This is a genomic window from Desulfuribacillus stibiiarsenatis (assembly GCF_001742305.1).
GTDB classification, from domain to species: Bacteria; Bacillota; Bacilli; order Desulfuribacillales; family Desulfuribacillaceae; genus Desulfuribacillus_A; species Desulfuribacillus_A stibiiarsenatis.
This window is the reverse complement of sequence record NZ_MJAT01000006.1, coordinates 60,182-82,078: the sequence shown is the minus strand read 5'-3', so window position 1 is coordinate 82,078 and position 21,897 is coordinate 60,182. Positions and strand designations below refer to the sequence as shown.

Below are 21,897 nucleotides of genomic sequence, written 5' to 3'. Positions count from 1 at the left end.
GCAAATCGATTCGTTCCTAATGCCGGTCACAAAATCAACCTCCCCCTACAAAACGCAATACCTCTAGTTGATCGTTTTCTTTCAGAGTTATATGGGACCATTGTTCTTGTTCGATTACCTGACCGTTGTGTTCAATGACCAATTGCTGCGGCTGTAGGCCTTTTTCCACAACCCATTCCAAGATACTTAACCCTTCTACTGTTAGTTGCTCTTCTTTGCCGTTAATTGTCACCTTCATTTACATTTCTCCTTTCTTCTATATATTGATATAAATACTTATTTCTTAAGATCAATCATAATAAAAAACAAGAAAAGCCTCCTGATATACAGGAAGCTTAGTGATTAATAATCCTAATGTAATAAGCAAAGCATTACATATAGCATTCTCTAAGCTTTCCTTCGCTGGTATTATCCATATCAGGTTCAAAGGGTCGGATTTCTCCTCTCAGCCATTATCGGCTCCCCTAGCTTGTGAAATATTCGGTTAATACACAAATTTTATCCTGTTATAATACATATGTAAAGGATTATTTCTAATAACATGATATAATGAAAAATGGGTATACTACCCATCTATAGGAACTAGAACATTTTGGTTGATTTTTTCATCCCTAAATATTATTGTTAAACTAAGAAAATCGTTGGAAGGAGTGTCTAAATGGAACAGAAAACACGCGATATTTTAGTACAGACTTCCCCTTTTAATAAGCTTCCTACTTCTGCTATAGATGAGCTTGTAGAAAAGGCATATTTAAAAACGTACAATGAGCAAGAGTTCGTATTTAAAGAGAAAGAGGCACTAAATGAGGTTTACGTAGTAATTGAAGGAATGGCAATGGCAATGCTAACTATGTCCGATGGTGAAGAATCGGTGATTGAATTCTTCCGACCAGGTAGTTTCTTTGGTGAAGCAGCAGCGATGGCAGCATCTGCACCACCAATCTCCGTGCAAGCTGTGCAACCCCTTACATGCTTAGCTTTAAGTCGTCAAACATTCCTGGAACTTGTAAATTCTAACCCAGCTTTCTCTGAAGAAATGACCCGTACAATCAGTGAACGGTTATTGAAAATCTATCGAGAATTACACGAAGAAATCTCCCATCATAAGCTGGGCATTGAAACTTTACCATTCCGCAAAAAAATTGGTGAATTTATGACAGCACGAGTACTTACTTGCCCACCGAGCGAGAAAATAACACAAATCGCTAAATTATTTCTTGAGCATAAAATCAGTTCTATTGTAGTAACTAAGAAAAATGACAATGTTCCAATGGGTATTGTAACGGAATCTGATTTAATCAAAAAAGTTATAGCAAAGGAAAAAGATATTACGAACATAACTGCCGTTGAAATTATGGGCCATCCACTACATACTATTGAAGCCAATGCATATTATTACGATGCCCTACTAAAGATGGTGCAAAATCATATAAAACATTTACCAGTCATCGAAGACGATAAACTGATTGGGATTGTAACTGTAAAGGACTTAATGAAGGCTCGTAGTGTTGGTACCCTATCGATTGTAGACAGCATAGAAAAACAATCGACAATCGAAGAGTTAGCTAATGCTCAAAAAGAAATCGATAAAGTGCTGGAAGCTTTAATAAATGAGCAGGCACCAGCTTACGAAATTAGCACGATTCTTACCGAATTCCAAGATCGCGTCGTACGTAAAATCATTCAAATTGTCGAAAAACAGATGATAGACGACGGATTAGGCGCACCACCGGTGGAATACTGCTGGCTATCACTAGGAGATGCAGGACGAAAAGAACAAATTTTACGTACATTCCAAACGAATGCTCTTTTATATAATGACCCACCACCAAATCGTGTACAAAAGGTAGAAGAATACTTCACTGCTTTCACTGAAAAAATAGTCAGAGGTTTAGAAGATTGTGGTTTATTAGCGTCCGAGCAGAACATAACTGCTAATAATCCTGCCTGGTGCTTGTCTTTAACGAATTGGTTCAAGCAAGTGAACCAATGGCTAAATTCATCCAAACAAGATGAAATCCAGCTCTCCACTTACCTATTGGATTTCCGTTTCATCTATGGTAAGAAAAGAATTGCGGAAGATTTACGTTATTATATTATCGATCAGGCAAAGCCAGCTACGATGTTTGTCCATAACCTAGCATCGATTGAATTGCAAAAGGACGTCCCAATCGATGTTCTGGGGCAAATTGTAACGGCACAATCTGGTGAAGATAAAGGTTTAATTGATTTACGCAATGATGGTTTTATGCACATTGTAAATTGTGTCAGACTCTATGCTTTACGTTTCGGAGCAGAAAAGAACTCAACATTTGAACGCATTGACGAACTAGTAGATATGGGTCACTTTTCAAAATTTGAAGCAAAAAAATATAAAGAAGCATTAGAAATTTTACTAAAGTTATCATTAGAAGCAAATATACGTAAGAGAAAGCTTAATAAAAAGCCAAACCACAAAGTAGAACCACATATGCTTGGCAAAGATGAACTTGAAATCTTGAAAGAAGCACTTCTTACTACACAAAAGCTACAAAAAAGCGTTGCTAATTTCCTTGTTACTAAAGATTAAATTACCCTATACTTCTAACAAAACGATGAAAAGAAACCAGTAAGGGATGAGGTATCCTATGCGTATCAAATTATATAACATGATGGAAAAAGTAGTGGAAGATGCATTAGCAGATGTTCTACAGCAATCGAATCACGTGTGTGATTGTGAAGAATGTAAAGTTGATATTATGGCGATTGCATTAAATCATCTGCCCCCAAAATATGTAGGCACTCGCAAAGGCGAAGTGTTCACAAAACTTAATACTTTATCGAATCAGTTTAATAGTGATGCGGTCATTGAAATTACGAAGGCAATTGATATAGTCAATAAAAAACCAAATCATGAAAAACTATAGTACGAATTAAAAAAACCCTTACCGGGTTTTTTTTGTTGTGAATTGGCGATTTACTTCTTCTAAAACAGCTCCAATATTTTCGCGAATAACTAAGTCCGCTTCTACATCCATTCGAGTTTCGTCTCTATTGATAATACATAGTCTAGCCCCTGCATTTTTTGCATGCAATGGCAGCATATTTGCTGGAGAAACCTCAAGTGATGAACCTAATACGATGAATAATTGGCTACGCGCAGCTTCTGCAAAAGCTAGTTCTAATACCATTTGTGGTAATGCTTCACCGAATAGTACTACACATGGTCGTACGTTCCCCTGACATTTCACACAAATTTCTTGTCCAGCTATATAGTCCATACTATCATAAATTTTACGGCATCCCAGACATCTCATTTTAGCTAATGTTCCGTGTAGTTCCAATACGTTTGTCGCACCAGCTAGCTGATGGAAACCGTCAACATTTTGAGTAATGATAGCATGAATCAATTCATCCCCTTGCCATTTCGCTAATATTCTATGTCCTTCATTGGGAGTATACTGTTTTAATTGTAAGATTCGTTCATGATAAAATGCGATAAATTCTTTAAAATTATCATTTAGTGCTTCTGTAGATGCTAATTTGCTCGGATCACCGCTTTTCCACAATCCGTTATTTGAACGGAAATCTGGCAATCCTGATTCCGTACTCATCCCTGCACCTGTAAATACTGTTGTCAATTGTGATTCTTTCATCCACGAGACTAGTTGTTCTATGTTGTTCATTAAGTTATCATCCTATATCACCTATTGGTGGAATTATTCCTTTTAGCCATTTTATCTAAGTATGTACACCATGTAAAGGATGGAAGAAATGATTTTTTGTAGAAAATTGATATACATGGTATATTCTTAATGGCAGAACGTAACAACATCCTTGTGGAGGTGATCATGTGTGGGGCGATAAACGTTATCACTCTTGGAACTACCATTTACGACAAACATTTGGAAAAAAGATATTTAAATTACCACTTGACGCTGGGTTCACCTGTCCAAATCGAGATGGGAAATTAGGAACCTCTGGTTGTATATACTGTAGTAGTAGAGGTTCTGGAGATTATGCTGGAGAGGTACACTTAAATCTTGAACAGCAATACTTACAGACAAAAACAATGATGCATAACAAGTGGCCGGAGGCAAATTACATTGCTTATTTTCAAGCATTTACAAACACTTACGGACCAATAGATTTTTTGCGTAAAATCTATGATCAAGCTCTAAATTTTCCCGGTGTTGTGGGCCTATCGATTGCCACAAGGCCTGATTGCTTACCTGATGAAGTCATTGATTTGTTATCGGAGATTAATCAAAAAACATATCTTTGGGTTGAGTTAGGGCTGCAAACGATTCACGACGATACTGGTATGCTGATCCAACGAGGTCATACCTATCAAGAATTTATTGAAGGACTGCAAAAACTACAAAAACATAAAATAAAAACTTGTGCTCATATAATCTACGGTTTACCAGGTGAAACGGAACAAGACATGATTACAACCTCACAAGCGGTATCTTCATTACCAATCCAAGGAATAAAATTCCATCTGCTTCATGTGATGAAAAATACCCCTTTAGAGCTTTATTATCAAGCAAATCCATTCCCTCTTTTAACTATGAACGAGTATATTCAATTAGTTGTAAATACGATTGAAATATTGCCTAAGGAAATGATTATTCATCGATTAACTGGTGATAGTCCTAGAGAATTACTGATAGGACCCACATGGAGCCTAAAAAAATGGGAAGTCCTTAATGCTATTGATACTGAATTAGCAAAACGTTCCAGCGAACAAGGTAAACTTAGGGAAGATTTTTTGTTGCATAACAGTTCAAATAATACTACAATTATTAAATAGGATATTGATTTGAATTACTATATAGAAAATACACGAGAGAGGAAGTTAGTATGGATACCCTAGGAGACAAATTAAGCAGTCTTGTAAATTCTAGCTTAACAGAGAAGAATTTGCCTGTTCCATTATTAGTAGAACGAGCGTTAGCAAATGGTGAAGGAGTATTAACAGAAACCGGCGCCTTTAGGACTACAACTGGGAAGTATACTGGTCGTTCGCCTAAGGATAAGTTTATTGTAGATGAGCCTTTAGTACATAGTAAAATTGATTGGGGTACAGTCAATCAACCTTTCTCTGCTGAGAAATTTGATCTTCTCTATGAAAAAGTACTGAACTTTTTAGAAGATAAAAAGAAGTATGTATTCGAAGGTTTTGGTGGTAAAGATGAGCGATATCGTTTACCGATTCGTGTAGTGAATCAATTCGCTTGGCATAATCTTTTCATTCGACAGTTACTATGCCGCCCAACATCTAACGAATTGGTAAATTTCCAACCAGAATTTACAATTGTGTCTGCCCCAGGGTTCCAAGCAGTTCCTGAAATTGACGGAACAAATTCAGAAGCTTTTATTATCGTGAGCTTTTCTAGAAAAGTTGTGATCATCGGTGGTACTCAATATGCTGGTGAAATGAAAAAAACTGTATTTAGCTTGCTAAATTATATACTTCCTCAACAAAATATTCTTCCGATGCACTGTTCAGCAAACGTTGGGCAATCCAATGATGTTGCATTATTCTTCGGATTATCTGGCACTGGAAAAACAACTTTGTCGGCAGACCCGAACCGTTTCTTGATTGGTGATGACGAGCATGGCTGGTCAGATCATGGTGTTTTCAATTTCGAAGGTGGATGTTATGCTAAATGCATTAAACTTTCTCGCGAAACGGAACCACAAATTTGGGATGCTATTAAATTCGGCTCTGTATTAGAAAACGTTGTGATTGATGAGAAGAGAAACCCGAACTACGATAGTTCTGAACTTACAGAAAACACTCGTGCAGCGTACCCAGTTCATTATATTCCGAACGCGATTTTAGCAGGTACTGCTGGTCATCCAAATGTTGTTGTATTTTTAACTGCTGATGCATTTGGTGTTTTACCTCCAGTTGCTAAACTTACGAAAGAACAAGCTATGTATCACTTCTTGTCTGGTTATACAAGTAAGCTAGCTGGTACAGAGCGAGGAATTACAGAGCCGCAAGCTACTTTCTCGACTTGCTTTGGCGCTCCGTTCTTGCCATTACCTCCTGTAGTATACGCTAAGATGCTAGGGGAAAAAATTGAGCAACGTAACGCACGAGTTTATTTAGTAAACACTGGTTGGTCTGGTGGTCCTTATGGCGTCGGAAAACGTATGAATCTCCCATATACACGCAGTATGATTAACGCGATTATGGATGGGACTTTAGATCAAGTGGAATACGTAACAGATGAAATCTTTGGGTTTAATATGCCTGTCTCTTGCCCAGGTGTTCCTAATGAAGTGCTGATTCCTCGTAATACTTGGGCAGATAAAAATGCATATGACGAGAAGGCACAAGACCTTGCCGATCGTTTTAAGAAAAACTTCTTGAAGTTCTCTGACATGCCTGAGTCTATCATCAATGCGGGACCTATTAAATAAATTATTTAGACTTTAAATATTCATATACTTCATAAAATAATAGGCTGTCTCAAAAATGATTTGAATTCAATCATGTTGAGACAGCCTTTATTCTGTTCGCTTATTTTCTAGCCGATTATTATTTTTTCTACTGGATATTTAATGTTAGCATGTCCATGATCTACACTCATCGATACTAAAAACGCAAGAATTCCTATTCGCCCTATAAACATTAGACCCATTAAAATAAATTTACTAATATTCGTTAGGTCTGGTGTAATTCCTGTCGATAGTCCACAGGTTCCAAACGCTGAGGTAACTTCAAATATGACAGATACTAGTGAATGCTGATGCATTTCCAAAAAATCTATAATCAAGATTGATGTGACGATTAATAATACACCGAAGGTAAACACTACAAAGCTTTTCAAAATATCCGCCTCGTCTAGTCTCCTCCCAAATACATGAACGTTTTTTCTACCTCTTGCATAGGTGCGTATCGTAAGAATCACTGTAGCAAAGGTTGTCGTTCGGATACCGCCCCCTACACTCGAAGGGCTTGCTCCTATAAACATCAACACGGAAAGGAAAAGTAGAGTAGGTACAAACATTTGTGATACATCCATTGTCGATAGACCACCACTGCGGGCCGTGACAGAATTAAATAGTGAAAAAAACAACTTTTCATGCCATGGTGCATCTTTGATATACCCTTGATGTTCCATAAAAAAGATGCCAATAGTCCCTATTACAAGTAATATAACAAATGTAAGTAACGTTACTTTCGTATATAGAGAGAATCTAAACTTTTCTTTATTCTTTTTCGCTACTGCATATGACCATCCCTCAATGAGTACTGGAAATCCAATCGCCCCTAAGATGATTAATACAATAGTTCCTGTCTGGACCAAATAATCTTGGTAAAATGATTGCAATGAGTTACCAAAGATATCAAATCCACCATTGGTATAAGCAGAGATGGAATGAAAGAAACCATGATAGAAAGCTTGGCTAAGTTCAGGATAATATCCTCGGAAATAAAAAATACTTGTAAAGAACAAAACACCAAGCAGTTCAATGGCAATAGCAAATCCAAAAACTAATTGAATGACTTTTACTAATCCGGTCAACTGATCTCGATTTTGGTCGATCATAATCAACTGTCTATAGCCTAGCCCAATTTTTTTGCCAAATATCAGCCAAATGAACGTCCATAACGTCATTACTCCTACCCCTCCAATTTGGAGTAGCATTGCAATAATAGTAGTGCCAAAAGGTGTAAATGTTTCTGCAGTATTTGCTACTGTCAATCCAGTTACAGTAATAGCACTTACAGTAGTAAATAATAAATCTACAAAATTCATTTCAACACCAGGTTGCTTTGCCCATGGGAGACTTAACAAAGATGATGAGATCGCAATAGCCAATGTATAAATAAATACAATCAATTGCGCTGCCGTTAATTCAATTTTTTTATATAATGGGATTGTAATGCGCATCTTTCACTCTTCCTAAACTCTTAGTCGTTATAACTTTCTACCTCTTGCCCGTAAGCGATTCATCTTTTCCTCTATTCGATGTTTTACATCATTCGTATCTTCCATGTCAAGAACAATGGAATGAATCGAGACGTCTTCATTATTTCCTAATGTATACTTTATCAAAACCCGTCCCCCTTCAATAGGAACTCCTACAATATCTTCAAAGGAGCAAACAAGTTCTAATAAGTTTTTATCGTTATTAAGAATCAAATAATCATCTAAGACAATGACAATTGTTTGTTCTAATATTTTATCGATAGAACCTCTCACTTCCATAACATCACCACTTTATCGTTCTTTTATGATTTGGAATTGTTTCCCATCAGAAAATATGCGTATGGTACCGCGTAAGTCAGTACCAAAGTATAGCATTCCTAATGATTGTAAGCGATTGATTACCACATCATGGGGATGCCCATAGTCGTTCCCTTTACCTGCGCTATATACGGATACTTTCGGATTCACTGCTTTTAGGAAAGCTTCTGTGGTGGAAGTCTTAGAACCATGATGACCTAATTGTAAAACGGTGGATTGTAAATCTTTATTACCTTTGATGATTCTTTCTTCAACATTTGCTTCTATATCACCAGTTAAAAGCACAGAAAAATCTTTATAGATTGCTCGAATCGCTATACATCCATCATGGAATCTACCATTCAGTTCATTAGGATTTAATACTTCAATTGTTAATTGACCTATTTGGTGAATTTCTCCCTCTTTTGGTTCATGATACCCTGCCCCCGACCTTTCGATAGCATCGATGGCTTTTTCAAAAGTTTTGGAAGTGTGTATATCTCCACTCAACCATACTTCCTTGACAGGATAATGATCCAACACTTGATCAAATTGACCAATGTGATCCGCATGGGGGTGGGTCCCTATCAATAAATCTAGCTCTTGTATCCCAATCCTTTGCAAATGAGATATTACATCGTTTCTCTGATAGTGCCCTGCATCAATTAAAATATTAAAATCAGGCCCTTGAATTAAAGTAGCATTCGCTTGACCAACATCAAAAAAATAGACGTCTATCCCATCACTGGTTATACTTGTATTCGTCTCATTCTGAAAATAACTAGAAATCAATAGGATGAACAGGAAAATTCCCAGATATATTAATTGACTCGATTTCATTTTATAATTTTTTCTAGAATTAAACATGGGCTTTCCCTTGCCTTCCTATAAAGAAAACTTGGCATTCACCAAGCTTTAGCGAAGAGAATGCCTTAGTTGCACTGACGCAAAAACACAGTAATTTATTACTGATGTGTTGCTAATGCAAAGCTATACTATCTACGTTAATTATATAAAGTCTGATAGTACATGAAAATCGTTTTCTATATTATCATAGTTAGTTTCAAAATGAAAGAATTGTCGTGAATAGGCACAAATATCTATTTATTTTTTTATTTTTTTCTTTTATTATAATACTATTGACCCAATCTGAATAAGTTCTAATATACCATTACATATAATTTAGGAAGTGAATTATTTGATTTATACGTCTATCGACAATGTCCAATACGGGCAAAAATTAGGAAGAAACATCTATAAAGAAAACGGTGGTATCTTATTAAAAAAGGGTGTAGAACTTACGGTTGGTCTAATTACTAGATTACGTAATATTGGTGTATCCGCACTGTACATACTAGATGACCGTTTCCAAGATATTGAAGAAACACAAGATTTAGTAACTGAGGAAACTAGACGGGAAGCCATACAGCAGCTATCAGTTGCTATGCAATGTGTGCAAGCGGGTAAAGACTTTAACCTCCAGCCGATTTCAAGTGTTGCTAATACTCTTGTCCAAGAGATTTCTCAGAACAAAAACATCCTCGCCAATTTAATGGACATACGGACTAAGGATAACGAATTATTTGTACATTCTTTAAATACTTGTATGCTATCTGTTGTAGTTGGCGTAAAGTTAGAATTGAATCAAATCCAATTAGTAGAACTTGCCATTGGTTCCTTATTACATGATATAGGCAAAACACTAGTTTCTGAGGATGATGATAAGAATCATCCTTGGGTAGGATTTAATACGTTACGTAAAAAACATGACTTCAATGTCCTTACTGCCCACATTGCACTACAACATCATGAACATCTTGATGGTTCAGGATATCCAAGGGGTGTAGCAGGTAGTGAAATACCTCTTAGCGCACGTATTGTAGGTGTCACTGATTATTATGATGACCTAATATCCTATCAAAAGTTACCGCCATTTGAGGCTTGTGAGTATATCATGGGTTATGCAGGTACACGATATGATTTAGAAGTAGTAAAGCATTTCCTTAAATCTATTGCCGTATACCCTACAGGCAGTTGGGTAACCTTAACTACTAATGAGGTAGGAGTAGTCATAGCTCAGCATCGAGGCTTACCATCTCGACCTATTGTAAGGGTTCTATCTTCTGCCAATCATGACGATTCATCTAGTTTTGACCATGCTGATATACGAGATATTGATCTATCGAAAGAAAAAACTATTTTTATAAAAAATATTATTACGGAATAAATTAGAAAGCATAGATACAGTCGAACTAGTATCTATGCTTTCTATTATTTGCTAAAAGTTGTAATAAACTGAATCACAGCTGGCCCAAGTAAAACTATAAAGATGCTTGGAAAAATAAATAAGACGAGCGGAAATAATATTTTAATAGGTGCTTTCATCGCTGCTTCTTCCGCCCTTTGTCTTCTTCTCTCACGTACTTCTGCGGATTGGACACGGAAAACCTGCACTAACCCTACCCCTAACTTCTCAGCTTGTAAAATGCTACTAATCAAGATGTTAATGTCATTCGTTTGAACTCGTTCACGAACCCCAATGAGTGCTTCTCTTCGTGTTTTACCTAATCGAATTTCCTCTAGACAACGGTGAAATTCTTTAGATAATACTCCTTCTTGTTTTGCCACAACTTTACTTAGTGCTGAATCAAATCCCAATCCCGCTTCTAGACTTACTGTCAGTAAATCCAAGATATCTGGCAGTTCCCTTTGAGCATTACGCGTACGTTCTGCTATTTTTTGCTTTAAATAAAAATATGGCAGATATGCTGCGATTGCAAATCCTATCATTATAAACATCATGATTCCTAGAACGCTAACTTTTAGCATAAAAGCATATAGGATGCTTATGGATGGTATTAATACCATGAAAATCATTTGTATTAATCGGAATTCAATGGGTGTTAAACTAAATGGATTTCCTGCTTGCAATAGTAGCTGTTCCAATTTCTCTATTTTATCTACTGATATTTTCTGACGGAACGCCCGTTTGAGACGAACCCATAGAGGATGGAATAATCGTCTAATTATTGATCCAGACTTATCATCGCTTTTCTCAATAACTTCAACATGCTGCTTATCCTTATCCAGAAATGCTAATCTTTTTTTTACAGTTTCTACCTTCTCATCACGCAGAATAAATACAGCATATATTAAGGTTGTGACTGTAACAAACAATGTCAGATACATCATCGTATTACACCTCGATCATAGTCATTTTTCTAATTAATACATACCCTATAATCCCACTAATAACTCCCATGATTAACATACCAATCCCTATAGGATGTGAGAACAACGTTCCTACATAATCAGGCTCAATTAAATAGATAACAATTCCTAAGATTATTGGTAGTAGTCCTATGACAACTCCCGATAAACGACCCTGTGCAGTTAATGTGATGATTTGTTGTTGAATGCGTTTTCTTTCGCGAATTGTATCTACGATTTTATCAAGTACTGTTGCTAGATTCCCGCCTACTTGTCTCTGGATGATAATAACGTGAATCATAAGTTCTAAATCTTCACTTGGCATACGTTCATTTAGATTGTTTAGCGCGTTTTCAACACTTAAACCGAATTGTAATTCTTTTAATAGTTTATCGATTTCTTCTTTCATTGGACCCTTCGTTTCGTCCGCTACGGTTTTCAAAGCTTGTGGAAAGCTAAAACCTGCTCGCAATGATCCTACTACTGTTGTTATCATATCTGGCAGAGCTGCGTTGAACTCATTGAGTCGCTTGTTTTGTTTACTTTTCAACCAAAAATCAGGAACGATATATCCAATCACCAGACCTAATAAGAGTGGAAAGAGCTTGCCACTGATTAAATAAAAGACGCCTCCGCATAAAAAAGTAGCTATCCATTGAAAAATAATAAACTCTTCTGGTTTTAAAGGCAGTCCAGCGCTTTCTATTCGAATTTTTAATTGTACGTTTTTATTTAATGCTAGTGGTTTTGCTATTTTATTCTTCAATGTATACAGATGCATCAGCATGTTCCATTGTTTTGGCTCTAGTTTTTTAGTTTCACTTACATCTAAGTAATGATAGATTCTTTTTTCTAACCTTTGATCGGAATTCACCATCATATAAAGAATTGCATAAAAAATCAAGACTGATGTAGCAAAGAAACAAGCGATAATAATCCATTCCATCACTACACCTCACGATCCATAAATACGGTCGCAGGAATATGAATCCCTGATTTTTCTAGTTGGTCATAGAACTTCGGTCGAATACCTGTCGGTGACAACTTTCCTATAATCTTGCCATTGGCATCCACGCCTTCTTGTTTAAACGAGAAGATATCTTGTAAGACGATAACATCTCCCTCAAGACCTTGAACCTCTGTAATATTAACGATTTTTCTTGATCCATCCTTTAATCTTGACTGTTGAATAATTATATCAATCGCGCCTGCGATTTGCTCACGAATCGCTTTAATTGGTAACTCTATACCTGCCATTAACACCATTGTTTCTAATCTAGAAATCATGTCACGTGGACTATTGGAGTGACCAGTAGCTAATGACCCGTCGTGACCTGTGTTCATCGCTTGCAACATATCTAGAGCTTCGCCCCCACGAACCTCACCTATAACAATTCGATCTGGTCGCATACGAAGAGAGTTTCTTACTAGATCGCGAATTGTGATAGCTCCTTTTCCTTCAATATTCGGTGGTCTCGACTCAAGGGATATTACGTGATCCTGCCAAAGCTGTAATTCTGCAGCATCTTCTATAGTAACTATCCTTTCATCGTTAGGAATAAATGCGGATAATACGTTTAATGTTGTCGTTTTCCCTGAGCCAGTACCACCGCTGACAAAAATGTTCAATTGCGCTTTTACGCATGCATCTAAAAATGTTGCCATATCTCTAGATACTGTACCGAAATTGACTAAGTCATCGATAACAAAGGGGTCTTTTGCGAATTTTCGGATTGTAATCGTTGGGCCCTTTAAAGCAAGTGGAGGGATGATTGCATTCACACGTGATCCATCAGGAAGTCTAGCATCTACCATTGGACTGCTTTCATCAATTCTTCTTCCAATCGGCGCAACGATTTTTTCTATAATATTGAGAACGTGCTCATCATCTCGAAACGTGATATTTGTCAGTTCTAAGTTTCCTTTACGTTCAACGTATACCTGATTCGGACCATTTACCATAACTTCTGATATATCTTCGTCTAAAAGCAACGGGTTAATAGGGCCATAGCCTGTTAAATCATTGATCAATTCGTTGACAACTTTACCTCTATCAACTTTTCCTCGCAAAGAATCATCTTCCTTAATGATTTCTATTGCCATAGAGTCAAGATGAGGGATAATCTCATCAACCGATTGATTTTTATGCTCTGTAATTATTTTTTTGTGTAGCAAATTTTTTATTTCTTGATGTTTATTGTCATGCGCACTTTGTTTTTGTTTTTTGAGTAATACATTTTGCTTTCTTTGCTGTTCTAATTCTTTGTATTCTGCTGGGTTAGTCTCTTTAAATTCATTGATTTTTGACTCTCTGTAAGAGGCCAGTATATCCTTTTTCTCAGTCTTATCTTTTCCATCTATAGGATTATGTGATCCGTCTTGAGTGATAGATTGGGATTGAATTCTCTGTAGTAAACTCATTCGTTCCCCTCATTTCGACCTCTTTTAAAGAATTTCTCGAAAATTGTTCGCTTTGGTGCTTCGAACGTCGCAATTTCTCTTCGACTTGTCATTATATCTGCTGTTTTTAAAATCGCTTTCGCAATGTCCGTTCGCCCACGATTAATCACAAATGGTACTCCAATATTGATAGACTGTGAAGTTGTCTGAAAATCGTTAGGAATATAGATAGGTGATGCGACTCCTAAAATATCTGGAGCATCTGTGGCTTGAATGACACTTTCCATATCTGCTCGATTAATGACAACCTGGACTTTCTCACGGAATCCTAATACCGATAATGTCTCAAGCATAATTTTCGTGTTTTTTAAGGTTGTCATTTCTAAGTTGGTGACAACTAATAAGGTGTCTGATTTCTCCTTAAGATATAAGTTTTTCTCTTGGAATCCAACTTCACTATCTACGATGACATAGTGGTATTGCTGCAGTAGAAAATCGAGTGTACGTTCCAACACTGGTATTGTGACTAATTCTGCAAATTCAGGGCGATCTGGTGCTGATAGGACATCGACACCACTTTCATGTCGATTTAGATAACTTAACAGCGTCGTAGCATCCATGCGGTCCATTTCCTCAGCGATGTCTTTTACTGTAAACGTAGCATGAATGTCCATTGCTAAACTTACATCACCGAACTGAAAATCGCCATCGAGGATGCATACCTTCATATTTTTTTTTGCTAAAGCTACCGCTAAGTTGACGGATAGCATCGTTTTGCCGACTCCGCCCTTAGCGCTACACACAGTAATCATTTCCCCGCGTTTTGCCTTATCATTGAGTGGGATTTCATTAGTTTGCAAGTTTTTCATTGGCTGCCCCCTCCTTAGGTGGCAAAATACGACTATGCATCGTAAATTGAATCTCTCCTCGTTCCGCAGCATTTACTAACTTAACGGAATCCTGACTTGTCAGCTCTAAAGTGACTGAGGTATACTCTACATAGGATTCTGGACTGGTTGCTTCTAACATTTTACGACCAATTGCTAATACTTTCACTTTCTCTAAAATCAACTGCGATTGAATGATTTTTTGGTCTCCAACTTGGACTTGTTCACTGACAATCACATCAACATAGTCATTGGGATGAATCATATTAGAAATCGATTGAACAAAATTTACACCTACAGATACCGCTCTATATCCATTTCGGACTTTTCTTGCTAGAACTTCGCTTTCGCCCACTTCTTTTTGGACGCGATGAGTTAAAATAGTTTCACCAGGTTCAATATCAGAAGTTGCATAAGCGCCTATAACTTGTTCTAAGCTTTGTACGCTATTTGGATGGACTGATACCGCAGGTACTGCTGATAATTGTAATACATTGGCTGAAATCATCTGATTTCTTGATATTTTCTCTTTTGCAACGATGACATCAACGAGCGTTTCATTAAGCACTGTTTCCTTGCTCATTTGACTCATATAGTTATAGAAAAGGGCCGTGGTAACCAAACCCATGATAATTGCTAAGATAAAAAAGAATTTTGATCTCATTTTCTCACCTGCCTATTGTATAAGTCTCGTTACATAGGCCCCTCGATCAGAACCAGTAGCACTTACTACACCTCTCCCGGTTTTTTTGATAAAGACGCCTGTGATGCTTGTGTCGTTGCTGCCCATAGGTTCTGTAATATAGAAATAGGCAAATCCTGTAACTCTTACTTGTTTCAATTGATTTTGTGTATGTTCATGTGGTGTATAGACTGGTACCAGAAGAATCCTTGGGCAGTCTTTGTGATGGTATTCATTGACTTGATACGGACACTTTTGAATGCGCTCATTGATAGATGTCCTCGTTTTCCCAGATATGTTGCCCGTTTGGGTATCCAATATATCATTTACTTTTATTTCGTTCTTATAACCGAAACGAAGGTTGTCTTCGTAAGTACTAGCCCCTGTTCCACCTAAGGCTAATACACCAAAAACTCCACTATCTACTCCCGTTTGGTCTACTTTCAATTTATAAGTACTATAATAATTCAATTGCACAGAATCATCGATTCCTAATGGAGCAGCGCCTGCACCAGTTCCCATTACTCCAAGTCCTGCCTTGGCTTCCACATCGACTGTTGCCGTGGCGATACCGAATAGGCTCATAAAGTTTAATGGAACTTCTCGGCTTAACTCGACTACTACTCGATCATTGGCAACAACATTAAGAGCATGAATACTATCCGGCTCATTATGTGCTACTAGAATTTGATTTACAACATCGTGCACTCGGTTTGTTGCGTTATTTAATTCTTGTGCGCCAGACAAAACAGCGGCATTGGCCGTTTTTTGTAAGTGACTTTTCGTAACGTACAAAGAACCTCCATCTAATACTAAGCCCGTCATTGCTAACAAACCCATGAAAGCAAGCGAAACTAGAATGATGGCGCTTCCTTTCTGTTCATTGGTTAACTTCTTTATTAATCTAATCATCCAACTTCACCTCATTCGATGCGTATCGTTGATTCTGTCTTAATCATAATTGGTAGTGGAAGTATTCTAGAAATGATAGGTGTCTTAGTTTCCATTGGATATTCCAAGATTACTGTTACATATTGCCCTGATTTCCGATTTGCTTGGTTTGGCGAGACCGTCATATTCAATTGCTTGGCGTCACCACCATGGAAGTAACCCTCGACAAATTGTTTCAACTCTTCATCCATTGCACCTAAGCCTGCCAATCTAACGGTCTCCTGTGTAGCCAGATGTAAATGAAGATTTGTATATAAGAATCTACCCATATCAATAATACCGACTAATAAAATTATAAGTATCGGAAGTAATAACGCCATTTCAACGAGCGATTGTCCCTTTTCATCTTTAATAAACCTCATAATAACCACCCTTTAGTGAATAAACTGATAACTGCTCCAAGAGCAATTGCCACGCCATAAGGATATGTTGTTTTCATGTTTTGTGAGTCTAGAGCGACTAAAGGCACCTTCATTCCGCATTGAATTGCTGAAAGATAATATCCTAGAGATCGTATGATATTCCAGGCATCTTTACGAGACAAAATGACAATCGCTATAGTTCCACCAATAAGTGCCATATACACTGCGGTAGTGAGTACAAACGCATACCCTTTAATTGCTCCAATTAAAGCTAACAGCTTGACATCTCCTGCTCCCATTCCACCCAGCATAAAAGGAATCAATAGTAATAGTAACCCCATCACAAATCCTAACAGTGAAGTTCCCAAGCCAGCCCAACCAGCCTCCATCGTATGCCATAGGATTGTAACAGCAAGGGAAGGGAAGATGATTTTATTGTAAATTTTTCTTTCTCTAATATCTGTAATGGTGCAAATGATTAAAACAAGCAGTAGAAGTATGTCAAGTATCATTGGTATCCCTCGCAATCTGTTTTTTAAAAATGGCCTTACGCTGAATACGCAAGGCCATTTTAAAATTCCTATGGAGTTTCGCGGTTTGTTACGATGTCTACGACTCCATCATACATTTCAATAATCTGCTCTCTTAGTAATGCTAGTGCTCCAACTACTGCTACCGCGATTAATCCTAAGACTAATCCATACTCTGTCATCCCTTGTCCTTGCTCTTCACGTACTAATGATTTTAATTTGTTTATCATATCATTCGCTCCTTTAATTTGAGTTTTTTTGTTTTTGTTCTTTTGTTTAATTAAGCTTTTTATCAGTTGTTTACTTATTTCTATAGTTTGTTTCTAATGTTGAATTTCTAATTGATCGCCAATGTTTGTGTTTGTTTCACTTGCCCTACCAGCTGGAAGCTCGATGACTGACTGGGAAGCTTTATAATACTTTCCAAGCTTATAAGGCTTCATTTTGTGATCAATTGCAATGACACGATTCTTATCATCTAAGTAAAGTACATCAATCGTGTAGTTCATGAAAAATGTGTGAATCGACCGGCAGGGATGAATCTGTAAACCACAATCCGCAGATAATTCTTTCGTAAACATTAAACCTTTGAATCGTTTCCAAAAGGTGTCTGCCTTAAAAAGTGAATTCGCTAGCGTCCTGTGGTTCGACAGATTGATTAAAGCCATTTCACTCCTCCTTTGTATAAAAAATATCCCTGCTTTCGCCGAAAGTAGGGATAAAATATGTAAAACACCCTAATCTTTCGGTAGCTGGCGAGCATCGTGCACGAAACACATTAGCCCCTGTAGCTTTGCGTCACTGACTTTCATCAGTTTTGCCTTTATCGAGATTCAGCGATGTTTAATCGATGAATCTTTGTTATGTCTTTATTATACTTACAACCACCAAGATAAGCATCCATCATATTTCGCGATTATAAGAAATAGAATTCTATGTCTTAACGCTTATAACAAATATCAAAAGTCCTAATAAAAAACGTATTTCTGAAATATAATTCTATATTTCAGAAATACGTCATAGGTATAATTCCTTTTTGCTCAAATCGCAAGATATAACCAAGATTATACCATTTAAATTTACAGTTTTTTCCGTAACTATTTTCCTAGGCCAATCAATTAATATAGGTCAGATGGCCTGATTATTTTATAATTTTTAGAATCTTTTTAAACTGTTCTCCTTCGGCTTTACCTAACAACTCAAACAATGACATTTCTACGCTTGTAACCCCTATTCCCTTGTTACTTAATTTATCAATTGCTAGCTCTAAATTTAGTTCAGTCCTTGATGAAATAGCATCAATTACTACTTCTACGTCATATCCCCGTTGTTTTAAGTCCAATGCCGTCTGATACACACATATATGAGCTTCTATGCCAACTAATAATACTTGTTTTCTATTATAAGCAGTTAATGTATTTATAAATTCCTCGCTAGCCCCACAGTTAAAACAGTTCTTCGATATTGCCGACCAATCTGGAACTAAAGCAGTAATTTCCGGTACTGTTGCACCTATCCCTTCTGGGTATTGCTCTAACGCAATAATAGGTATTTCTAATACCTGTGCTCCTTGAATCATTTTCTGTACATTTTGAATAAGTAGCTCTTGATCTTTCATTGCTTTTACTAACTTTTCTTGAATATCAATCACTACCAATACTGTATCTTGCGTAGATAGCATTTCGACACGCTCCTATGAGTTTTTCATAAAGTATAACATATATAACTGCAAGAAACGTACTTCTAATGGACACGTACCTGAAATGAAAAAAAGAGATCAAATGAAATTTCCAAATGATCTCTTTTTCAAATACTGCTCATATATTCCATCTAAACAATTGATTAACTAATAGGAATCGCGTCAGTAGGACAGGATTCCGAAGCTTCACGAACACTGTCTTCTAAATCTGAAGATATTTCATTAGATTTTACATGCGCTTTACCGTCATCATTCCAATCAAACACTTCGGAACAAATATCAATGCACGCACCACAACTAATACATAAATCTTGATCTACAGTTGCTTTCATTGCCATTTAAATAATCCCCTTCCAAATAAGTTGACAATATATTCAATGTATTGCCTTATCATAGTTTGAGCAACTCTAATGAGAAGTATTCACCTTAAATTCTCAAATTTTCTTCGTCTCTATAATTCTAAATGGAGGTCCCTCACAAATATACTGATAATCTGCAAAATCCTTTACTTCAAGGTCATCATGGGTTACAAACAGCACAGTTTTTCCTTGAGAAGTAAAGGTTTCTTTCATGTAGTTTATAATTTGAGTTTTAATCCCTTGATCAAGTCCTTTAAACGGCTCATCCATGATAAATATTTCACCGTCATATGCTAATGCCCTAGCAATTGCTACCCTTCGTTTCATTCCTCCACTTAGTTGATTGGGATAGTAATGCTTAAATTCCAGTAAGCCAACAATATCTAAGATAAAATCCACTGGTACACAGGCAGGTTTACTGTTAGATTTATCAGTAACAAATAAGATATTTTCTAAAAGCGTAAGCCACGGTAGTAAGCGGTCCTCTTGAAAAATACACGATATAGTTGGAGTCTTTAATTCTATACGATTATTTTTGGGGTTCTTTAGATACTGTACAATTTCAAGTAGAAATGTTGTCTTGCCGCATCCTGATGGGCCAAAAAAACAATGTGTATAACCAAATGGAAGCGAAACCGAAGTTTCTTCGATTACACTCACATGATTGTATGTTTTTTTGGACAAGACGATGTTCAATGTTCTATCTTTACTCTCTAATGATAACTGCGATTGATTATTCATATTCTTTTAGGAGCCCTCTCATACAATATTATCGTTACCCCTTAGGTATTTTACTTTCATTACTTTTTGAAATAGACTTTCTAAGCATACGCTAAGAATAATGACAACGAAAGTCCATGCGAACAATTCTACTGAGTCAAGATATACTTTTGCATTAAAAATGTTAGAACCGATTCCGAACCTTGGATGACTGAGAACTTCTGCTGCAACACTGACTTTCCAGCCAAGTCCTAAGGTAGTGGAAACAGCAGCTAAAATATATGGTCGTATGGAAGGTAGAAATATCTTAGACAATATTTTCTTCTTTGTTACTCCATAAACCTTAGCCATTTCCACTAGAGTACGGTCTGTATTGCGAATGCCCTCAATCACATTTGAATAAACAATTGGAAAACACATTAAAAAGCATATGAAAATTGGTACATTCGACGATGAAAACCAAAGCAACGCTAGGATTATAAACGACATTACAGGTGTTGATTTAATCGCTGAAACAAATGGAAACAATAAGTCGTAAAATACTCGATTAAAGCTAGCGATAATACCAAATGCTGTTCCGACCGTCAAAGAAAGTAAAATGCCAACAAGGACCCGAAACATGGTAGAGCCTATTGAAATCCAGAAAGATTGTTTTACAATAAGATCTGTTATTCTAATTATTACATCAATTGGTGCAGGTAAGTATAATTCCTTCTGTATATATACGTGTAATAGATACCAGAGGGATATCCAGAACATTCCAATGCTCGTAATATATAAGAATCGAGAATATTTCGATCTGCTATTGGAAGTAGAAACCCTCATCTGCTAATTTTCCTCCTACGGACTTAGGTTCATAGTCAAAAAGCGTTTGATAATAGTGTTCCAGATATGGTTTTGCATCAACTGCTTTCATTAAAACAATATTAGAATCAGGAATCGCCTTACGTGCTATTTCTTTCTTTGGGAGGATGTTATGCTTTTCCATCCATTCTGCAGCTAAATCCATTTGCTCGTTAACAAAAGTCACAGACTGGTTATATTCTTCTAAGAATGTATGAATTAGCTCGGGATTCGACTGAGCGATAGATTTTTGGACTACTATACTACCCATTGGTAAGATATTTCCTCCTGTAGATGACGACCATTGTTGATTTAAATCTAATGCAACGCGAATTTGAGGATTTTTAGCTATCGCCGTTGTAACATGCGGTTGCGGCAATACAGCGATCTTCACATCACCAGCTGCCATAGCCGTTGCTAAATCCGCATGCTCTAATTTGAACTCTAATTGTACATCCTCATCAGGTTTTATTCCATTTTGCTCTAGTATATAACGAGTGATGAAATCGGGAGTTGCTCCTTTCCCACTAATACCGATTTGATTGCCTTTCAAGTCTTCTACTGTTTGAATCTTTTGACCATTCTCAAGTACATATAATACCCCTAGTGTGTTCACGCCTGCCAGTTGCACAGCACCATTTGTACGATTATATAAAAGCAATGCTACATTCGACGGTACTGCTGCTATATCAACTTCACCGTTAACTATCTTTCCAATCATTGCGTCGGGACTATCATATAAAGTAATGTCATAATGTAACTGTGTTTTCCCATGTAGATTATTCTCGATAAGCTGTACCATCCCCATTCCAGTGGGTCCTTTTAAGGTAGCAATTCGAAGAATTTGTTTATCCTCGCTTTGAGAAACCGGCTTTTCTTCAATTTCACAAGCAATCAGTACCATTGTAAGAAACATAATTAGTGCTAAAGACAAGATTTGTTTTGTGATTTTCAATTTTCTCTCTCCATTCATCTTTATGTATATTTTAAAAAGTTGAAGCTATATGTTAATATCATATCATG

Annotated in this window: 25 protein-coding genes and 2 riboswitches; of the genes, 5 read left to right on the top strand and 20 right to left on the bottom strand. The window is 36.8% G+C overall.

Annotation, left to right across the window (positions count from 1 at the left end; translation table 11 throughout):
- Positions 1-34: 34 nt before the first annotated feature.
- Entirely contained in the window at positions 35-238 is a 204-nt protein-coding gene (thiS, locus tag BHU72_RS04430) for a sulfur carrier protein ThiS (RefSeq protein WP_069701427.1), read from the bottom strand.
- Positions 239-377: 139 nt separating this feature from the next.
- Positions 378-476: riboswitch (TPP riboswitch) on the bottom strand.
- Positions 477-658: 182 nt separating this feature from the next.
- Here thiS and BHU72_RS04425 point away from each other — a divergent pair.
- The gene (locus tag BHU72_RS04425) at positions 659-2,569 is read left to right on the top strand and encodes a DUF294 nucleotidyltransferase-like domain-containing protein (RefSeq protein WP_069701426.1); all 1,911 of its coding nucleotides are present in this window, start codon (positions 659-661) and stop codon (positions 2,567-2,569) included.
- 58 nt (positions 2,570-2,627) lie between these two features.
- A complete protein-coding gene (locus BHU72_RS04420) occupies positions 2,628-2,906 on the top strand; it encodes a late competence development ComFB family protein (RefSeq protein WP_069701425.1) in 279 nt (92 codons plus the stop codon).
- 18 nt (positions 2,907-2,924) lie between these two features.
- On the opposite strand, the gene BHU72_RS04415 is transcribed toward BHU72_RS04420, so the two are convergent.
- A complete protein-coding gene (locus tag BHU72_RS04415; protein WP_069701424.1) occupies positions 2,925-3,665 on the bottom strand; it encodes an SIR2 family NAD-dependent protein deacylase in 741 nt (246 codons plus the stop codon).
- A gap of 167 nt (positions 3,666-3,832) precedes the next feature.
- Here BHU72_RS04415 and mnmL point away from each other — a divergent pair, with 167 nt between their 5' ends.
- Both mnmL and pckA read left to right on the top strand, forming a co-directional pair.
- The gene (mnmL, locus tag BHU72_RS04410; protein WP_069701423.1) at positions 3,833-4,795 is read left to right on the top strand and encodes a tRNA modification radical SAM protein MnmL/YtqA; all 963 of its coding nucleotides are present in this window, start codon (positions 3,833-3,835) and stop codon (positions 4,793-4,795) included.
- Between the two features lie 50 nt (positions 4,796-4,845).
- Entirely contained in the window at positions 4,846-6,417 is a 1,572-nt protein-coding gene (gene pckA, locus BHU72_RS04405; RefSeq protein ID WP_069701422.1) for a phosphoenolpyruvate carboxykinase (ATP), read from the top strand.
- 107 nt (positions 6,418-6,524) lie between these two features.
- Here pckA and BHU72_RS04400 read toward each other — a convergent pair whose 3' ends face one another.
- From BHU72_RS04400 to BHU72_RS04390, 3 genes are read right to left on the bottom strand one after another with little or no spacing between them, the layout of a single operon-like run.
- Positions 6,525-7,895: a TrkH family potassium uptake protein gene (locus BHU72_RS04400; protein WP_069701421.1), complete on the bottom strand. Its 1,371-nt coding sequence runs from the start codon at positions 7,893-7,895 to the stop codon at positions 6,525-6,527.
- Positions 7,896-7,922: 27 nt separating this feature from the next.
- A complete protein-coding gene (locus BHU72_RS04395) occupies positions 7,923-8,213 on the bottom strand; it encodes a hypothetical protein (protein ID WP_069701420.1) in 291 nt (96 codons plus the stop codon).
- Positions 8,214-8,225: 12 nt separating this feature from the next.
- Positions 8,226-9,023, bottom strand: coding sequence for a ComEC/Rec2 family competence protein (locus BHU72_RS04390; protein ID WP_176720395.1), 798 nt, complete (start codon positions 9,021-9,023; stop codon positions 8,226-8,228).
- Positions 9,024-9,429: 406 nt separating this feature from the next.
- On the opposite strand from BHU72_RS04390, the gene BHU72_RS16365 reads away from it, so the two are divergent.
- Entirely contained in the window at positions 9,430-10,458 is a 1,029-nt protein-coding gene (locus BHU72_RS16365) for an HD-GYP domain-containing protein (protein ID WP_069701419.1), read from the top strand.
- Positions 10,459-10,502: 44 nt separating this feature from the next.
- Here BHU72_RS16365 and BHU72_RS04380 read toward each other — a convergent pair whose 3' ends face one another.
- The 15 genes from BHU72_RS04380 to BHU72_RS04310 all read right to left on the bottom strand — a co-directional run bounded on the left by BHU72_RS04380 (position 10,503) and on the right by BHU72_RS04310 (position 21,829).
- Positions 10,503-11,423 carry a type II secretion system F family protein gene (locus BHU72_RS04380; RefSeq protein WP_069701418.1) on the bottom strand — a complete coding sequence of 307 codons (921 nt, stop codon included), beginning with the start codon at positions 11,421-11,423 and terminating at the stop codon, positions 10,503-10,505.
- 4 nt (positions 11,424-11,427) lie between these two features.
- Positions 11,428-12,387, bottom strand: coding sequence for a type II secretion system F family protein (locus tag BHU72_RS04375; RefSeq protein ID WP_069701417.1), 960 nt, complete (start codon positions 12,385-12,387; stop codon positions 11,428-11,430).
- Between the two features lie 2 nt (positions 12,388-12,389).
- Positions 12,390-13,862, bottom strand: coding sequence for a TadA family conjugal transfer-associated ATPase (locus tag BHU72_RS04370; RefSeq protein ID WP_069701416.1), 1,473 nt, complete (start codon positions 13,860-13,862; stop codon positions 12,390-12,392).
- On the bottom strand, positions 13,859-14,710 hold the full coding sequence (locus BHU72_RS04365) for a CpaE/TadZ family protein (protein ID WP_069701415.1): 852 nt from the start codon (positions 14,708-14,710) through the stop codon (positions 13,859-13,861). The genes BHU72_RS04370 and BHU72_RS04365 overlap by 4 nt, the downstream gene beginning before the upstream one ends.
- Complete coding sequence (gene cpaB / locus BHU72_RS04360) at positions 14,691-15,392, bottom strand: Flp pilus assembly protein CpaB (protein WP_069701414.1); 702 nt, start codon at positions 15,390-15,392, stop codon at positions 14,691-14,693. The genes BHU72_RS04365 and cpaB overlap by 20 nt, the downstream gene beginning before the upstream one ends.
- Before the next feature lie 12 nt (positions 15,393-15,404).
- Entirely contained in the window at positions 15,405-16,322 is a 918-nt protein-coding gene (locus tag BHU72_RS04355; RefSeq protein ID WP_069701413.1) for a Tad domain-containing protein, read from the bottom strand.
- Positions 16,323-16,333: 11 nt separating this feature from the next.
- Positions 16,334-16,723: a TadE/TadG family type IV pilus assembly protein gene (locus BHU72_RS04350; RefSeq protein WP_069701412.1), complete on the bottom strand. Its 390-nt coding sequence runs from the start codon at positions 16,721-16,723 to the stop codon at positions 16,334-16,336.
- Entirely contained in the window at positions 16,720-17,235 is a 516-nt protein-coding gene (locus BHU72_RS04345) for an A24 family peptidase (protein ID WP_069701411.1), read from the bottom strand. Before BHU72_RS04345 ends, BHU72_RS04350 begins: the two co-directional genes overlap by 4 nt.
- A gap of 68 nt (positions 17,236-17,303) precedes the next feature.
- On the bottom strand, positions 17,304-17,483 hold the full coding sequence (locus BHU72_RS04340) for a Flp family type IVb pilin (RefSeq protein WP_069701410.1): 180 nt from the start codon (positions 17,481-17,483) through the stop codon (positions 17,304-17,306).
- Between the two features lie 93 nt (positions 17,484-17,576).
- Positions 17,577-17,921, bottom strand: a complete 345-nt coding sequence (locus BHU72_RS04335) for a DUF192 domain-containing protein (RefSeq protein WP_069701409.1) — start codon at positions 17,919-17,921, stop codon at positions 17,577-17,579.
- 76 nt (positions 17,922-17,997) lie between these two features.
- Positions 17,998-18,085, bottom strand: a riboswitch (cyclic di-GMP riboswitch).
- Positions 18,086-18,394: 309 nt separating this feature from the next.
- Positions 18,395-18,934 carry a hydrolase gene (locus BHU72_RS04330; RefSeq protein ID WP_069701408.1) on the bottom strand — a complete coding sequence of 180 codons (540 nt, stop codon included), beginning with the start codon at positions 18,932-18,934 and terminating at the stop codon, positions 18,395-18,397.
- 161 nt (positions 18,935-19,095) lie between these two features.
- Positions 19,096-19,284 (bottom strand): ferredoxin, encoded by a 189-nt coding sequence (locus BHU72_RS04325; protein ID WP_069701500.1) that lies wholly within the window; start codon positions 19,282-19,284, stop codon positions 19,096-19,098.
- A gap of 102 nt (positions 19,285-19,386) precedes the next feature.
- Positions 19,387-20,052: an ATP-binding cassette domain-containing protein gene (locus tag BHU72_RS04320; RefSeq protein ID WP_069701407.1), complete on the bottom strand. Its 666-nt coding sequence runs from the start codon at positions 20,050-20,052 to the stop codon at positions 19,387-19,389.
- Positions 20,053-20,070: 18 nt separating this feature from the next.
- The gene (locus tag BHU72_RS04315; RefSeq protein ID WP_069701406.1) at positions 20,071-20,856 is read right to left on the bottom strand and encodes an ABC transporter permease; all 786 of its coding nucleotides are present in this window, start codon (positions 20,854-20,856) and stop codon (positions 20,071-20,073) included.
- Positions 20,834-21,829 carry an ABC transporter substrate-binding protein gene (locus BHU72_RS04310; protein WP_218076096.1) on the bottom strand — a complete coding sequence of 332 codons (996 nt, stop codon included), beginning with the start codon at positions 21,827-21,829 and terminating at the stop codon, positions 20,834-20,836. The genes BHU72_RS04315 and BHU72_RS04310 overlap by 23 nt, the downstream gene beginning before the upstream one ends.
- Positions 21,830-21,897: the final 68 nt, after the last annotated feature.

Excerpts from the sequence above, each read along its gene's own strand:
- thiS (WP_069701427.1), bottom strand. The coding sequence starts at position 238 with ATGAAGGTGACAATTAACGGCAAAGAAGAGCAACTAACAGTAGAAGGG.
- BHU72_RS04425 (WP_069701426.1), top strand. The coding sequence starts at position 659 with ATGGAACAGAAAACACGCGATATTTTAGTACAGACTTCCCCTTTTAAT.
- BHU72_RS04420 (WP_069701425.1), top strand. The coding sequence starts at position 2,628 with ATGCGTATCAAATTATATAACATGATGGAAAAAGTAGTGGAAGATGCA.
- BHU72_RS04415 (WP_069701424.1), bottom strand. The coding sequence starts at position 3,665 with ATGAACAACATAGAACAACTAGTCTCGTGGATGAAAGAATCACAATTG.
- pckA (WP_069701422.1), top strand. The coding sequence starts at position 4,846 with ATGGATACCCTAGGAGACAAATTAAGCAGTCTTGTAAATTCTAGCTTA.
- BHU72_RS04400 (WP_069701421.1), bottom strand. The coding sequence starts at position 7,895 with ATGCGCATTACAATCCCATTATATAAAAAAATTGAATTAACGGCAGCG.
- BHU72_RS04395 (WP_069701420.1), bottom strand. The coding sequence starts at position 8,213 with ATGGAAGTGAGAGGTTCTATCGATAAAATATTAGAACAAACAATTGTC.
- BHU72_RS04380 (WP_069701418.1), bottom strand. The coding sequence starts at position 11,423 with ATGATGTATCTGACATTGTTTGTTACAGTCACAACCTTAATATATGCT.
- BHU72_RS04375 (WP_069701417.1), bottom strand. The coding sequence starts at position 12,387 with ATGGAATGGATTATTATCGCTTGTTTCTTTGCTACATCAGTCTTGATT.
- BHU72_RS04370 (WP_069701416.1), bottom strand. The coding sequence starts at position 13,862 with ATGAGTTTACTACAGAGAATTCAATCCCAATCTATCACTCAAGACGGA.
- BHU72_RS04365 (WP_069701415.1), bottom strand. The coding sequence starts at position 14,710 with ATGAAAAACTTGCAAACTAATGAAATCCCACTCAATGATAAGGCAAAA.
- cpaB (WP_069701414.1), bottom strand. The coding sequence starts at position 15,392 with ATGAGATCAAAATTCTTTTTTATCTTAGCAATTATCATGGGTTTGGTT.
- BHU72_RS04355 (WP_069701413.1), bottom strand. The coding sequence starts at position 16,322 with ATGATTAGATTAATAAAGAAGTTAACCAATGAACAGAAAGGAAGCGCC.
- BHU72_RS04350 (WP_069701412.1), bottom strand. The coding sequence starts at position 16,723 with ATGAGGTTTATTAAAGATGAAAAGGGACAATCGCTCGTTGAAATGGCG.
- BHU72_RS04345 (WP_069701411.1), bottom strand. The coding sequence starts at position 17,235 with ATGATACTTGACATACTTCTACTGCTTGTTTTAATCATTTGCACCATT.
- BHU72_RS04340 (WP_069701410.1), bottom strand. The coding sequence starts at position 17,483 with ATGATAAACAAATTAAAATCATTAGTACGTGAAGAGCAAGGACAAGGG.
- BHU72_RS04335 (WP_069701409.1), bottom strand. The coding sequence starts at position 17,921 with ATGGCTTTAATCAATCTGTCGAACCACAGGACGCTAGCGAATTCACTT.
- BHU72_RS04330 (WP_069701408.1), bottom strand. The coding sequence starts at position 18,934 with ATGCTATCTACGCAAGATACAGTATTGGTAGTGATTGATATTCAAGAA.
- BHU72_RS04325 (WP_069701500.1), bottom strand. The coding sequence starts at position 19,284 with ATGAAAGCAACTGTAGATCAAGATTTATGTATTAGTTGTGGTGCGTGC.
- BHU72_RS04320 (WP_069701407.1), bottom strand. The coding sequence starts at position 20,052 with ATGAATAATCAATCGCAGTTATCATTAGAGAGTAAAGATAGAACATTG.
- BHU72_RS04315 (WP_069701406.1), bottom strand. The coding sequence starts at position 20,856 with ATGAGGGTTTCTACTTCCAATAGCAGATCGAAATATTCTCGATTCTTA.